At 70.1% G+C, this 13,304-nt stretch carries 14 protein-coding genes; 2 read left to right on the top strand and 12 right to left on the bottom strand.

The features are described from left to right. The first annotated feature begins 127 nt into the window (after positions 1–127). A complete protein-coding gene (locus BM085_RS14310; protein WP_245789313.1) occupies positions 128–1,222 on the top strand; it encodes an EAL domain-containing protein in 1,095 nt (364 codons plus the stop codon). Between the two features lie 306 nt (positions 1,223–1,528). Here BM085_RS14310 and BM085_RS14305 read toward each other — a convergent pair whose 3' ends face one another. Beyond that, a complete protein-coding gene (locus tag BM085_RS14305) occupies positions 1,529–1,927 on the bottom strand; it encodes a nuclear transport factor 2 family protein (protein ID WP_093887487.1) in 399 nt (132 codons plus the stop codon). 149 nt (positions 1,928–2,076) lie between these two features. Between BM085_RS14305 and BM085_RS14300 the strand changes: the two genes are divergently transcribed. Next, on the top strand, positions 2,077–2,919 hold the full coding sequence (locus BM085_RS14300; RefSeq protein WP_093887486.1) for a siderophore-interacting protein: 843 nt from the start codon (positions 2,077–2,079) through the stop codon (positions 2,917–2,919). 83 nt (positions 2,920–3,002) lie between these two features. On the opposite strand, the gene hisG is transcribed toward BM085_RS14300, so the two are convergent. From hisG to BM085_RS14245, 11 genes are all read right to left on the bottom strand, one after another. After that, positions 3,003–3,848: an ATP phosphoribosyltransferase gene (gene hisG, locus BM085_RS14295; protein WP_093887485.1), complete on the bottom strand. Its 846-nt coding sequence runs from the start codon at positions 3,846–3,848 to the stop codon at positions 3,003–3,005. Positions 3,849–3,907: 59 nt separating this feature from the next. Further along, positions 3,908–4,171 (bottom strand): phosphoribosyl-ATP diphosphatase, encoded by a 264-nt coding sequence (locus tag BM085_RS14290; protein WP_012892448.1) that lies wholly within the window; start codon positions 4,169–4,171, stop codon positions 3,908–3,910. A 560-nt stretch (positions 4,172–4,731) separates the two neighbouring features. Then, positions 4,732–6,432, bottom strand: coding sequence for a DEAD/DEAH box helicase (locus BM085_RS14285; protein ID WP_093887632.1), 1,701 nt, complete (start codon positions 6,430–6,432; stop codon positions 4,732–4,734). Positions 6,433–6,797: 365 nt separating this feature from the next. Then, positions 6,798–7,163, bottom strand: coding sequence for a metal-sulfur cluster assembly factor (locus BM085_RS14280; protein WP_012892450.1), 366 nt, complete (start codon positions 7,161–7,163; stop codon positions 6,798–6,800). Continuing rightward, positions 7,160–7,597, bottom strand: a complete 438-nt coding sequence (sufU, locus tag BM085_RS14275; RefSeq protein ID WP_031172982.1) for a Fe-S cluster assembly sulfur transfer protein SufU — start codon at positions 7,595–7,597, stop codon at positions 7,160–7,162. The genes BM085_RS14280 and sufU overlap by 4 nt, the downstream gene beginning before the upstream one ends. A 19-nt stretch (positions 7,598–7,616) precedes the next feature. Next, complete coding sequence (locus BM085_RS14270; RefSeq protein WP_093887484.1) at positions 7,617–8,876, bottom strand: cysteine desulfurase; 1,260 nt, start codon at positions 8,874–8,876, stop codon at positions 7,617–7,619. Then, the gene (gene sufC, locus BM085_RS14265) at positions 8,876–9,607 is read right to left on the bottom strand and encodes a Fe-S cluster assembly ATPase SufC (protein WP_218158721.1); all 732 of its coding nucleotides are present in this window, start codon (positions 9,605–9,607) and stop codon (positions 8,876–8,878) included. Before sufC ends, BM085_RS14270 begins: the two co-directional genes overlap by 1 nt. Before the next feature lie 44 nt (positions 9,608–9,651). Then, entirely contained in the window at positions 9,652–9,969 is a 318-nt protein-coding gene (locus BM085_RS14260; protein WP_012892454.1) for a Rieske (2Fe-2S) protein, read from the bottom strand. Further along, positions 9,966–11,084, bottom strand: a complete 1,119-nt coding sequence (gene sufD, locus BM085_RS14255) for a Fe-S cluster assembly protein SufD (protein ID WP_093887482.1) — start codon at positions 11,082–11,084, stop codon at positions 9,966–9,968. The genes BM085_RS14260 and sufD overlap by 4 nt, the downstream gene beginning before the upstream one ends. After that, positions 11,084–12,496, bottom strand: a complete 1,413-nt coding sequence (sufB, locus tag BM085_RS14250; RefSeq protein ID WP_093887481.1) for a Fe-S cluster assembly protein SufB — start codon at positions 12,494–12,496, stop codon at positions 11,084–11,086. The genes sufD and sufB overlap by 1 nt, the downstream gene beginning before the upstream one ends. Next, positions 12,493–13,287 carry a helix-turn-helix transcriptional regulator gene (locus tag BM085_RS14245; RefSeq protein ID WP_245789332.1) on the bottom strand — a complete coding sequence of 265 codons (795 nt, stop codon included), beginning with the start codon at positions 13,285–13,287 and terminating at the stop codon, positions 12,493–12,495. The genes sufB and BM085_RS14245 overlap by 4 nt, the downstream gene beginning before the upstream one ends. Positions 13,288–13,304 lie beyond the last annotated feature (17 nt).

The following is a 13,304-nucleotide window of genomic DNA, read 5'->3' as shown; positions in this document are numbered from 1 at the left end:
GACACTACCGCCCGAGCCTCCCCCGCCCGCGGGCCCTGTGGCCGCCGACTCCAACGAACAGCGAAATATCGGTGAACATCACTGAACGTGGCTTATGCGATTGCTGAGAGTGGTTCATCCTCTGTACGTGGCGAGTCGAACGCACCTCCTCCCGGCCTCCGCGGCGGCCAACGTGGACATCACACCGATCGTCGATCTCGACACCGGAGGCGTCATCGCCCTCCAGGCGATCGGCGACCACCACGGCAACGTCGCCTCCCTCGCCGGGACGCTCCTCGGCGCGGCCCGCAATGAGACCCTGCTCCCGCTGGTGCTCGGCCTGCCGGCGGAGGCGGTGATCGGCGGTTCGGCCGCGCTGGCGCCGCTCCACGAGGCGCTGCGCGTGACCGGGCGGCGCCCCCGCGAAGTGATCCTCATGCTCCGGGGCGGCTTCTCCCAAGCCGAACGCCGGGCCCTGATCACCGGCCTGGACGGCCTGCGCGCCATCGGCTACCTGATCGCGGTCGGCGACCTGGGAACCGGCCACATCCCGATGGACCTGCTCACCGACGCGGCGCCGTACCTGGCGGCGCTCTCCCCCGAGCTCATGGCACGCATCCCCCGCGACCCGCGCCGCGCGGCGCTCGCCGAGGGGCTGGCCAGGCTCGCCCGCGAGGTGGGCGCGCACGTTCTGGCCCCGGGCGTGACCGAGGAGGCCCAGCTCGCCGCGGCCCGCGGCTGGGGAGTACGGCTGGCGCAGGGCCCGCTGCTGGTCCCGGGCCCGTCCGGCCGGGTCCACGTGCCGCTGCCGATCCTCGCCCAGGAGCCGGTCCAGGCCCTGCTCGGCCCCCGCGTCCAGGAGTTCCTGCTGCCCGCGGTGACCCTCCCCTGCGAGGCCACCGCGGAGGACGCGGTCGGGGCCTTCGGCAGCGAGCCCTCCATCACCAGCGTGATCCTGGTGGACGAGTACCAGCGTCCGAAGGGCAGCCTCGACCGCAGCCGCTTCCTGCTGTCCATCGCCGGCCGGTTCGGCCACGCCCTGCACGGCAAGAAGCCCGCCGGGCGCCTGGCGGACTCCGCCCGCACGGTCCCCAAGACCACTCCGGCCATCGCCGCCATGCAGGTCGCCGGCCGCGACGCCGAACGCGTCTACGACGACCTGGTCGTCGTGGACGAGGTCGGCCGCTGCATGGGGATCGTCCGGGTCTCCGACCTGATCCGCCAGGTGGCCGCGGCCCGCTAGGGCCGGTACGGACTTCGGATCTTCAAACGGGTCGGCAGGCCTCGGCCCGAAGCGAGGGTGAGGTCTTGCACGGAATGAGGGATTCGCTGCGCTGTGGTTTCCAGGGTCCGGCAGGCCATCGCCATGGCGTGTGGAGACCTCACCGACGGAGCGCGGCCCTTGATCGAGTGGGCTCGATCGACGGCGAGGAGCCCCGAGGTGCCGGAGGTTTCCGGGCTCCACCCGGAGGTCTTCGCATCCCATCGGGACGCCCGCCTGTCGCGTCCGGCCCCGTCTGGCGACTCGCCGCCCGACGGCGCCGGACCTTTACGTTGTAGATTCGCCGGTGAGCGCCTCGGCCCACCTGGCGGTGTCGGTGACCTGCACGAGCTTGACGATCAGACCGTCCCTCAGGTGCAGGTCGTGGACGAAGGCCGCCTCGTGGGCACGGCCGGTGGCCCGCGCCGTTCCGCGGTAGTGACCGAGCACCACCACCCGGCCGGCCCCCGACCAGACCTGCTCCTCGGGCTGCGGGCCGGTGTCGAGGTGCTGGAAGACGACCCCCCAGCAGTCGCGGAGCATCGCCTCCGGCCCCCGGTGGACGCCTCCGACGCCCAGCGGCATGCCCGCGCTCACCACCCCGGTGAAGTCCGGGTGCAGTGAGGCGAGGATCTCCCCCGGGTCACTCGCGGCGAACCCCTTGTAGAGCCGCTCGACGGCGTTCACGATACCTCCAACAGTTTTAGAGAGTAATCTCTATAACTATGCGCACACCGCCCGCCCCGATGGCAAGCCCGCAGAGACGGCCCCTACTCCCGAAATGCCCGTATGCTACAACTTAGGGTTACCTAATATGAGTTGACCGGGAGTGGCATATGGCGGATGACAGGCCCGCGCGGAAGACGACTCGTGGCGAGGTGAAGCGGGTGGAGTGGCTCACCCCGCACATGATCCGGGTGGTGCTGGGCGGCGACGGGCTCGCGGGGTTCGGCGCGGGCGAGTTCACCGACCACTACGTGAAGCTCCTGTTCGCCCCGCACGGGGTGACCTATCCGGAACCGTTCGACCTCGCGGCGATCCAGCGAGATCTGCCCCGCGAGCAGTTCCCCACCACCCGCACCTACACCGTCCGCGCGTGGGACCCGGAGGCGGTGGAGCTGACTCTCGACTTCGTCTACCACGGCGACAGCGGCCTCGCCGGCCCCTGGGCCGCCCGGACGCGGCCCGGCGACGAGATCCACTTCTTCGGCCCCGGCGGCGCCTACGCGCCCGACCCGCAGGCCGGCTGGCACCTCCTGGTGGGCGACGAGAGCGCGCTGCCCGCCATCGCCGCCGCGCTGGAGCGCCTGCCCGCCGGCGCCCTGGCCCACGTGTTCGTGGAGGTGGCCGGCCCCGAGGAGGAGCAGCCGCTGGACACCTCCGCCGACGCCAAGATCGTCTGGCTGCACCGGGGCGGCGCGCCCATCGGCGAGGCGCTGGTCGCCGCCGTGCGCGGGCTCGACTTCCCCGCGGGCGCCCCGCACGCCTTCGTCCACGGTGAGGCCGGCTTCGTCAAGGAGCTCCGCCGCCACCTGCGGACCGAGCGCGGCATCCCGCTGCCGCGGCTGTCCATCTCCGGCTACTGGCGCCTCGGCCGCGACGACGAGGCCTGGCGGTCCTCCAAGAAGGAGTGGAACCGGCAGATCGAGGAGGAGGAGGCCGCGGCGCTGTCGTCCTGAGCCCCGAACCCGCCGTCAGTGCGCATGATCCGGGGTCGGCGGTGACATGTGCCAGTTCGGCCCCGCCCCGGGCGGGCCGCCGTTCAGAGGCGGCAGGCGAAGATGGCGGTGACCAGGATGGCCTTCGCGCCGATCTCCCAGAGCTGGTCCATCACCTGCTGGTGCCCCTTGCGCGGCACCATGGCGCGGACGGCGACCCAGCCCTCCCGGTGCAGGGGGGAGACCGTGGGGCCCTCCATGCCCGGGGTGAGGGCGATGGCCTCCTCGATCCGCTCGGCCCGGATGTCGTAGTCCATCATCACGTAGTCGCGCGCCACCAGCACGCCCTGCAGGCGGCGGACGAGCTGGCGCAGCCCCGGGGTCTCCACGCCGCCGATCCGCTTGATCAGCACGCCCTCGGAGCGGGCGATCGGCTCGCCGAACACCTCCAGGCCCATGTTGCGCAGCGTGGTGCCGGTCTCCACGACGTCGGCCACGGCGTCGGCCACGCCCAGCCGGACGGCGGTCTCGACCGCGCCGTCCAGCTTGATCACGCGGGCTTCGACGTCCTGCTCGCCGAGGTAGGACTCCAGCAGGCCGGCGTAGGCGGTGGCGATGCGCCTGCCCTTGAGGTCGGCGACGGAGGAGAAGGCGCCCGGGTCGGCGGCGAAGCGGAAGGTGGACCTGCCGAAGCCGAGCGGCAGGATCTCCTCGACCTGCGCGCCGGAGTCGCGGAGCATGTCGCGGCCGGTGATCCCGGCGTCCAGGGTGCCCTCGCCGACGTAGACGGCGATGTCCTTGGGACGCAGGAAGAACAGCTCGCAGGAGTTGTCGGGGTCGACGACCACGAGCTCCTTGCTGTCGGTGCGGGCGCGGTATCCGGCTTCTTTGAGTATCGTCTGGGCGGCCTCGGTGAGGGCGCCCTTGTTGGGAACGGCCAGACGGAGCATGGTGTGAAGATCCTTACGTGGATGTCGGTCCCTACGAGGCTGGAGCCGGGCGCACCGGCTCACAGATGCTTGTAGACCTCGTCCAGCCCGATCCCTTTGGCGATCATGAGGACCTGCACGTGGTAGAGGAGCTGGGAGATCTCCTCGGCCGCCCGCTCGTTCGACTCGTGCTCGGCCGCCATCCAGCTCTCGGCGGCCTCCTCCACGACCTTCTTGCCGATGGCATGGACTCCGGCGTCCAGCGCGGCCACGGTTCCCGACCCCTCGGGCCGGGTGCGCGCCTTGTCGGACAGCTCGGCGTACAGCTCTTCGAAGGTCTTCATGATCTCTCTCGGCGTCGTCGGATGTGCCCTCCCAGACTAATGGGCCTTCAGGACCGCAGGTGTGCGCGTCCACGCTCTGGACAGGGATTGGCGATCCTCCGGTCATTCGTTGACGCGGCGCGGGACCGGCCGGACCCCAGCAGCCTCAGCACGCCCGTCCACGGCTCTGTGCTGTCGTTGGCGACGACCACGGCCCGGCCTGGGCCCATGGCAGCCGGTCGGCGTGAACGCGGCGCAGCGCGTACCACAGCGGCTTGCGGCGGGCACCGCCTCATCGCCTGGGGAGCACCCGGACCTCGGCACCGGGCAGCGTGGCCCACCAGCGGTCGTGGCGCCGGCGGGCGCGTTCCGGAATGCCCGCCGGCGGCGCGACCGCCGGCCCCCGGACACGACGAAGGGGCCGCTACGGCGAATGCCGTAGCGGCCCCTCCGGGGTCAGCTGGGCCGACCGGCCGCCGTGGCGGCCTGTCGGCCTGATCAGCCGCGTTGTCGGTCCGCGGGTCCGGCCGGCCGCCGTGGCGGCCTGCCGGTCAGCCGCCGTAGCGGCCCGCGGGCGTGGTTCAGCGGCTGTAGCGGCCCCCGGCGTGGTCGCCCTGGCGCCCACCGCGGAAGCCGCCGCCACGGCTGTCACCGCGGCTGTCGGAACGGCCCTCGGCGCGGAACGGCTCACCGCTGCGGAACGGCTCACGCCGCTCGCCGGCGCGGTAACCGCCGCCGGCGGCGGGACGGTCGCCGCGGAAGGGCTCGCGGTCGCCCGCGGGACGGTCACCACGGTAGCCGCCGCCGGTGGGGCGGTCGCCGCGGTAGCCGCTGGAACGCTCGGAGCGGTACTGGCCACGCACGTCGCTCACGCTGGCGTTGCCGCCGCGCTCGCCACGGCCGGCGTCACCGGCGGAGCGCTCGCGGGGCTGGTAGCCCTCGCCGCCGTGGGCGGGACGGTCACGGAAGCGGCGCGGACCGCGGCCACCGCCGCCGTTGCCGCCGAAACCGCGGCGCTCGCGCTGCTTGGCGGCCGGAGCCGAGGGCTCCCAGACCGGGATCGGCTCGCCGCTGGGCTGACGCGCACCGGCGACCTCCTCCAGGCGCGGGTGGCCCGGGGTGGCCTTGAGACGGAAGGGCTTGATGCCCGCACGGCGGGTCATCGCGTCGGTGGAGCGGCGCTCGTTGGGGAGCACCAGCGTCATGACGGTGCCCTTCTCCCCGGCGCGGGCGGTACGGCCGCCGCGGTGCAGGTAGCTCTTGTGGTCCTGCGGCGGGTCGACGTGCAGCACGAGGCTGATGTTGTCGACGTGGATGCCGCGGGCCGCGACGTCGGTGCAGACCAGGACGTTGATCGCACCTTCCTTGAACTCGGCCAGGATGCGGGTGCGCTGGTTCTGGCGCTTGCCGCCGTGCAGGCCGCCGGCCTTGATGCCGACCTGGGCGAGCTGCTTGCAGAGACGGTCCACTCCGTGCTGGGTGCGCACGAAGATGATGGTGCGGCCCTCGCGGTTGGCGATCTCGGCCGTCACCGGGAACTTGTCGTCGCGGTGCACCTCGAGCACGTGGTGCTCCATGGTGTCGACCGAGGAGGCGGCCGGGGCCATCGAGTGGGTCACCGGGTCGGTGAGGAAGCGGCGGACGAGCTTGTCGACGTCGCCGTCGAGGGTGGCGGAGAACAGCAGGCGCTGGCTGTCGCCCGGGGTCTGCTGCAGGATCGCGCTGACGACCGGGAAGAAGCCGAGGTCGCACATGTGGTCGGCCTCGTCCAGGATGGTCACCTGGACCTCGTCCAGCGTGCACTCGCCCTGCTGGATCAGGTCGGTCAGCCGGCCCGGGGTGGCCACGACGACCTCGACGCCGCGGCGCAGCGCCTCGATCTGCCGGCCCATCGACATGCCGCCGACGACGGTCTTCATCCGCAGGGACAGGCCCCGGCCGAGCGGCTCGAGCGCGTCGGTCACCTGCATGGCCAGCTCGCGGGTCGGCACGAGGACGACGGCGAGGGGACGGCCCGGGCGGGCCTTGCTCCCGGCGATGCGGGTCATCATCGGCAGGCCGAAGGCCAGCGTCTTGCCGGAGCCGGTCTGGCCACGGCCGAGAACGTCATGACCGGCGAGGATGTCGGGGATCGTCGCCCGCTGGATGGGGAAGGGGCTGTCGATGCCCTGGCGGGAAAGCCCGGTCACCAGCGGCTTCGGCAGGCCGAGGAGGATGAACTCGGACGGCCCGGCGGGAACCTCGGGAAGAACGGTGATTTCGGGCAGGGCAGCGTCAAGCATGGTCACGAAGGTTCGTGCCTTTCGATAGAAGAACGGGGCACGTCACTTCTGCGAAAGGACGAGCCTGGAGCGCGTGGCATGAGGCCACACTGAATCAACGCCCACTTCGGGGCGGTAGTGCGGTGCAAGTCGAGGCGCACCGCACGGGGCGGGTCTAGCTTACCCGCACGCAGTCAAACCACGATCAAGCATACCCGGCCTTCGCAGCGCCAGGTGGTCCGGGGCGTCCGACATCATGTGGACGCTTGCCCGTTGGTAGAGCCAACGCTCCGAGCCGAGCTTTTCTTCCCGGCATCGGGCATCCTCTCACACAATTCGGTACGGCCCGTACCTCGGAAGGCGCGAGCCGTACCGGAAAGGGGAGATCAGACGTTGAAACCGAGCATGCGCAACTGCTCGCGCCCATCGTCAGTGATCTTGTCCGGGCCCCACGGCGGGAGCCAGACCCAGTTGATCTTCACGTCGGAGACCATGCCGTCCAGAGCGGAGTGCGCCTGGTCCTCGATGACGTCGGTCAGCGGGCAGGCCGCGCTGGTCAGCGTCATGTCGATGGTGGCGATCGGCGGGGTGCCGGCCTCGGCCGCGTCGAGGTTGACCCCGTAGATCAGGCCGAGGTCGACGACGTTGATGCCGAGTTCGGGGTCCACGACGTCCTTGAGGGCCTCCATGACCTCGTCAAGGGTCGTCTCCCCGTCGTACGCCGCGGTCGGCGTCTCAACAGGCTTGCTCATGTAGAACTCCTCACAACCGCGTCCTTGTAGGCCATCCAGGCCAGCAGCGCGCACTTCACCCGGGCCGGGAACTTCGCCACCCCGGCGAACGCCACCGCGTCCCCGAGCACGTCCTCGTCCGCCTCCACCTGGCCCCTGCTCTGCATGAGCCGGGTGAACTCCTCCACCACCGCGAGCGTCTCGTCCACGGTCGAGCCGGCGGCCAGCTCGTGCAGCACCGAGGCGGCGGCCTGGCTGATGGAACAGCCCTGGCCGTCATAGGAGACGTCCTCGACCTTGCCGCCGTCACCCAGCTTCACACGCAGGGTGATCTCGTCGCCGCACGTCGGGTTCACGTGGTGGACCTCGGCGTCGTACGGGTCGCGCAGCCCCCGTCCCTGGGGGTGCTTGTAGTGCTCCAGGATCAACTCCTGGTACATGGACTCGGCGATCATCTCAACTGCTCCGGCATGGCTAGGCGAACACCTTCTGCACGTGGTGGAGGCCGCGGACCAGGGCGTCGATCTCGGCCGGGGTGTTGTAGAGGTAGAAGGAGGCCCGCGTGGTGGCGGGAATCCCGAACCTCAGGTGCAGCGGGCGGGCGCAGTGATGCCCCACGCGTACCGCCACACCGAAGTTGTCATCCAGGATCTGCCCGACATCGTGCGGGTGAATCCCCTCAAGGGTGAACGACACCGTGCCACCGCGCCGGTCCAGGCTCTGCGGGCCGATTACTCTCAGACCGGGGACCTCCCGCAGCGCGCCGAGCGCGTAGCCGGTCAGCTCACGCTCGTGCCGGACGATGGCGTCCATGCCGATCGCGGACAGGTAGTCGACCGCGGCGCCGAGGCCGATGGCCTCGACGATCGGCGGGGTGCCCGCCTCGAACTTGTGCGGCGCGGGGGCATAGGTCGAGTGGTCCATCCAGACCGCCTCGATCATCTCTCCGCCGCCCATGAAGGGAGGCATGGCCTCCAGCAGCTCCCCGCGACCCCACAGCACGCCGATGCCGGAGGGGCCGACGACCTTGTGCCCGGTGAAGGCGAGGAAGTCCACGCCGAGCGCGGCGACGTCCACCTGCTGGTGGGGCACCGACTGCGAGGCGTCCAGCATCATCAGCGCCCCGACCTGGCGGGCTCTGGCGAGCACCTCGGCGACCGGGTTGACCGTGCCGAGCACGTTGGACTGGTGCACGATCGAAACGATCTTCGTGCGCTCGGTGACCAGCTCTTCGAGGTTCGACAGGTCCAGGCGGCCCTCGTCGGTGACCGAGAACCACTTCAGCGTGGCGCCGGTGCGCTGCGCGAGCAGCTGCCACGGCACGATGTTGGAGTGGTGCTCCATCTCGGAGATGACGATCTCGTCGCCGGGGCCGAGACGGAAGCGGGGGTCGTCGTTGGTGGGGTTGCCGAAGCCGTAGGCCACCAGGTTGAGCGCCTCGGAGGCGTTCTTGGTGAAGACGATCTCGTCGCGGCTCGGCGCGCCGACGAAGGCGGCGATCTTATCGCGGGCGTTCTCGTAGGCCTCGGTGGACTCGGCGCCCAGCGCGTGCATGGCCCGGCCGACGTTGCTGTAGTGCATGGCCAGGTGCTCGCGCATGACGTCGATCACCTGGGTGGGCTTCTGCGCGGAGTTGCCCGAGTCGAGATAGACCAGCGGCCGACCGCCGGACAGCTCGCGGGAGAGGACCGGGAAGTCCTTCCTGATCCTCTCCACGTCAAAGCCGGTGTTCATCAGACCGAGGCCTTCGTGTAGGCCTCGTAGCCCTCGGCCTCGAGCTTGTCGGCGAGCTCGGGGCCACCCTGCTCCACGATCCGGCCGCCCGCGAAGACGTGGACGAAGTCCGGCTTCACGTAGCGCAGGATGCGGGTGTAGTGGGTGATGAGGAGGACGCCGGTCTCGCCGGAGTCGCGGAAGCGGTTGATGCCCTCGGAGACCACGCGCAGCGCGTCGACGTCGAGGCCGGAGTCGGTCTCGTCGAGGACGGCGATCTTCGGCTTGAGCAGCTCGAGCTGGAGGATCTCGTGGCGCTTCTTCTCGCCGCCGGAGAAGCCCTCGTTCAGGTTGCGCTGGGCGAAGGCGGCGTCGATGGACAGGGCGTCCATGCCGGCCTTCAGGTCCTTGGCGAACTCGCGGAGCTTGGGGGCCTCGCCGCGCACGGAGGTGACCGCCGAGCGCAGGAAGTTGGAGACGCTGACGCCGGGGACCTCGACGGGGTACTGCATGGCGAGGAACAGGCCGGCGCGGGCGCGCTCGTCGACCGACAGCTCCAGCAGGTCGACGCCGTCCAGCAGGACCTGGCCGCCGGTCACGGTGTACTTCGGGTGGCCGGCGATCGCGTAGGCGAGCGTGGACTTGCCCGAGCCGTTGGGGCCCATGATGGCGTGGGTCTCGCCGGACCGGACGGTCAGGTTGACGCCGCGCAGGATTTCCTTGTCCTCGACGGCGACGTGCAGGTCACGGATCTCAAGGGTGGATCCCGAGCGGACTCGGCTCGAATCAGACACTGTTATGACTCCTTCGAGAGCGAGACGAGGACGTCATCGCCGTCGATCTTGACTTGGTAGACGGGAACGGGCTTGGTGGCGGGCGGGCCGGTGGGCTTGCCGGAGCGCAGGTCGAAGCACGAGCCGTGCAGCCAGCACTCCAGGGTCTCGTCGTAGACCTCGCCCTCGCTGAGCTTCACCTCGGCGTGGGAGCAGACGTCGTGCAGGGCGAAGACCTCCGAGCCCCGGCGGACCAGGGCGACGGGGGTCTGCCCCACCTCCAGGCCGATCACGCCGTCGTCGGGGATGTCGCTGAGCTTGCAGACCTTTTCGAACGTCACTTCTCGAGCTCCGCCTCGACCTTGCCGAGCACCCGCTCACGCAGCTCGGGAAGCTCGATCTTCTCCAGCAGTTGCGCGAAGAAGCCCCGGATGACCAGGCGTCGCGCGTCGTCGAACGGGATGCCGCGGGCCTGGAGGTAGAAGATGTGCTCGTCGTCCAGGCGGCCCGAGGCGCTCGCGTGTCCCGCTCCGGCGACCTCGCCGGTGAGGATCTCCAGGTTCGGCACCGAGTCGGCGCGGGCGCCGTCGGTGAGCAGGAGGTTGCGGTTGAGCTCGTAGGTGTCGGTGCCCTCGGCCTCGACCCGGATGATGACGTCGCCGATCCACACGGCGTGGGCGTCCTCACCCTGCAGCGCGCCCTTGTAGACGACGTTGCTCTTGCAGTTGGGCTGGGAGTGGTCCACCAGCAGGCGGTGCTCCATGTGCTGCCCGGCGTCCACGAAGTAGAGGCCGGTCAGGTCGGCGTCGCCGCCGGGGCCGCTGTAGGAGACCGACGGCGACAGCCGTACCAGGTCGCCGCCGAGGGTGACCACGAAGCTGCGGAAGGTCGCGTCCTTGCCGAGCAGGGCGTGGTGGTGGGAGACGTGCACGGCGTCGTCGGCCCAGTCCTGCAGGCTGATGACCTTGAGCGTGGCGCCCTCGCCCACGACGAACTCGACGTTGTCGGCGTAGACCGCGCTGCCCTGGTGGTCCAGGACGAAGACCGCCTCGGCCATCGGCTCCAGCTTGACCAGGATGTGGCCGTAGGCGGCGCCCGCGCCGGAGCCGGTGAGCGTGATCACGGTCGGCTTGGAGGCGACGGCCTCGCGCGCGACCGTCAGGACGGTGGCCTTCTCGAAGACGGCGAAGGCCTGGGCGCTGACCCGGTCGGCGGGCACGTAGGCCTTGCCGAGGCGCTGGTCGTCGCGGCCCACGGTCTCCACCGTGACCTCGGGGGCCGCATCGACGTGGACCAGCACGCCACCGGCCGCGGCGGCGCCGTTGTGCAGGCCCTTCAGCCGCGACAGCGGGGTGAAGCGCCACTCCTCCTCGCGGCCGGTCGGGACCGGGAAGTCCTCCACGTTGTAGGAGGCCTTCTCGTGGAGGGTCGACAGGGGCTTGGTTTCGAGACCCATCAGCCGACGGCTCCTTCCATCTGCAGCTCGATGAGGCGGTTCAGTTCGAGGGCGTACTCCATCGGGAGCTCGCGCGCGATCGGCTCGACGAAGCCGCGCACGATCATCGCCATCGCCTCGTCCTCGTTCAGACCGCGGCTCATCAGGTAGAAGAGCTGGTCGTCGGAGACCTTGGAGACGGTGGCCTCGTGTCCCATGGAGACGTCGTCCTCGCGCACGTCCACATAGGGGTAGGTGTCGGAGCGGCTGATCTGGTCGACCAGGAGCGCGTCGCACTTGACCGTGCTGGCGCTGCCGTGCGCCCCCTCCTCGATCTGGACCAGACCGCGGTAGGAGGTACGGCCGCCGCCGCGGGCGACGGACTTGGAGATCACGGTGGAGCTGGTGTTCGGCGCGAGGTGCACCATCTTGGCGCCGGCGTCCTGGTGCTGGCCCTCGCCGGCGAAGGCGACGCTCAGCGTCTCACCCTTGGCGTGCTCGCCCATCAGGTAGACGGCCGGGTACTTCATGGTGACCTTGGAGCCGATGTTGCCGTCGATCCACTCCATGGTCGCGCCCTCGTAGGCCACGGCGCGCTTGGTGACCAGGTTGTAGACGTTGTTCGACCAGTTCTGGATCGTCGTGTAGCGGCAGCGGGCGCCCTTCTTCACGATGATCTCCACGACCGCGCTGTGCAGCGAGTCGGAGGAGTAGATCGGCGCGGTGCAGCCCTCGACGTAGTGGACGTAGGAGTTCTCGTCCACGATGATCAGGGTCCGCTCGAACTGCCCCATGTTCTCGGTGTTGATCCGGAAGTAGGCCTGGAGCGGGATCTCGACGTTGACGTTCGGCGGCACGTAGATGAAGCTGCCGCCGCTCCACGTGGCGGTGTTCAGCGCGGCGAACTTGTTGTCGCCGACCGGGATCACGGTGCCGAAGTACTCCTTGAAGAGCTCCTCGTGCTCCTTGAGCGCGGTGTCGGTGTCGACGAAGATGACGCCCTTGTCCTCGAGGTCCTTCTGGATCTGGTGGTAGACGACCTCGGATTCGTACTGGGCGGCGACACCGGCGATCAGGCGCTGCTTCTCCGCCTCGGGGATGCCCAGCCTGTCGTAGGTGTTCTTGATGTCGTCGGGCAGCTCTTCCCAGGAAGCCGCCTGCTTCTCGGTGGAGCGCACGAAGTACTTGATGTTGTCGAAGTCGATTCCGCTGAGGTCGGAACCCCAGTTCGGCATGGGCTTCTTGCCGAACAGGCGCAGGCCCTTCAGGCGAAGGTCCAGCATCCACTCCGGCTCGTTCTTGAGCGCGGAGATATTACGGACGACCTCCTCGGACAGGCCACGGCGGGCCGTCGATCCGGCAGCGTCCGAGTCGGCCCAGCCGAACTTGTAATTCCCGAGGCCTTCCAGCTCCGGGCGGTCGGTGACAGTCACCTTCCGGTCTCCTTGCTCGATTCGTCATCGATCGTTTGTTGCCTTATGGATGGTCGCGATCGCTCGGGTGCCCGCCGGTTCGCTTCCCGTTCCCGCGCGTCCGGCTCGACCGCTCTGTGCGGACTCACGTGGGTGGTGCACACCCCGTCGCCGTGGGCGATGGTCGCGAGTCTTTGGACAGGTGTGCCGAGGATCTGCGCGAACGCCTCGGTCTCCGCCTCGCAGAGCTGCGGGAACTCCGCGGCCACATGCGCCACGGGGCAGTGGTGCTGGCACAACTGCTCGCCACCGAGACTGGCCTTGCTCGCCGAGGCCGCGTAGCCGTCGGCCGACAGGGCCTCGGCCAGGACGCGGACCCGCTGGTCGGCGGGGACCTTGCGCATCTCCGGCTGCAGCCGCCCGACGAGGCCGGACACCTGCGACCGGGCGAACTCGGCCACCGCTTCCTGGCCCACGCGCTCGGCCAGGAAGCGCAGCGCGTTTCCGGCGAGCCCGTCGTAGGCGTGCTCGAAGGCACTGCGCCCGGCGTCGGTTATGGCGAAGAGCTTCGCCGGTCGCCCTCTCCCCCGCTGACCGCGGGGCCGGGCCGTACGAGGCTCGATCATCCCCTCGGCGAGCAGCGCGTCCAGATGGCGGCGGACGGCGGCCGGAGTGAGCCCGAGCCGTTCGCCGAGGGCGGCGGCGGTGATGGGGCCGTGCTCCAGGATGAGCCGGGCGACACGCGCACGCGTGCTGCGCTCGGCGGACACGCCGGAGAGCCGCACGGCGGCGGTCTCCTCGGTGCCCGGCATCTGGCTCACGTATTTCA

It is taken from the genome of Streptosporangium canum (genome assembly GCF_900113865.1).
GTDB classification, from domain to species: Bacteria; Actinomycetota; Actinomycetes; order Streptosporangiales; family Streptosporangiaceae; genus Streptosporangium; species Streptosporangium canum.
This window is presented reverse-complemented; position numbering and strand designations above follow the sequence as displayed.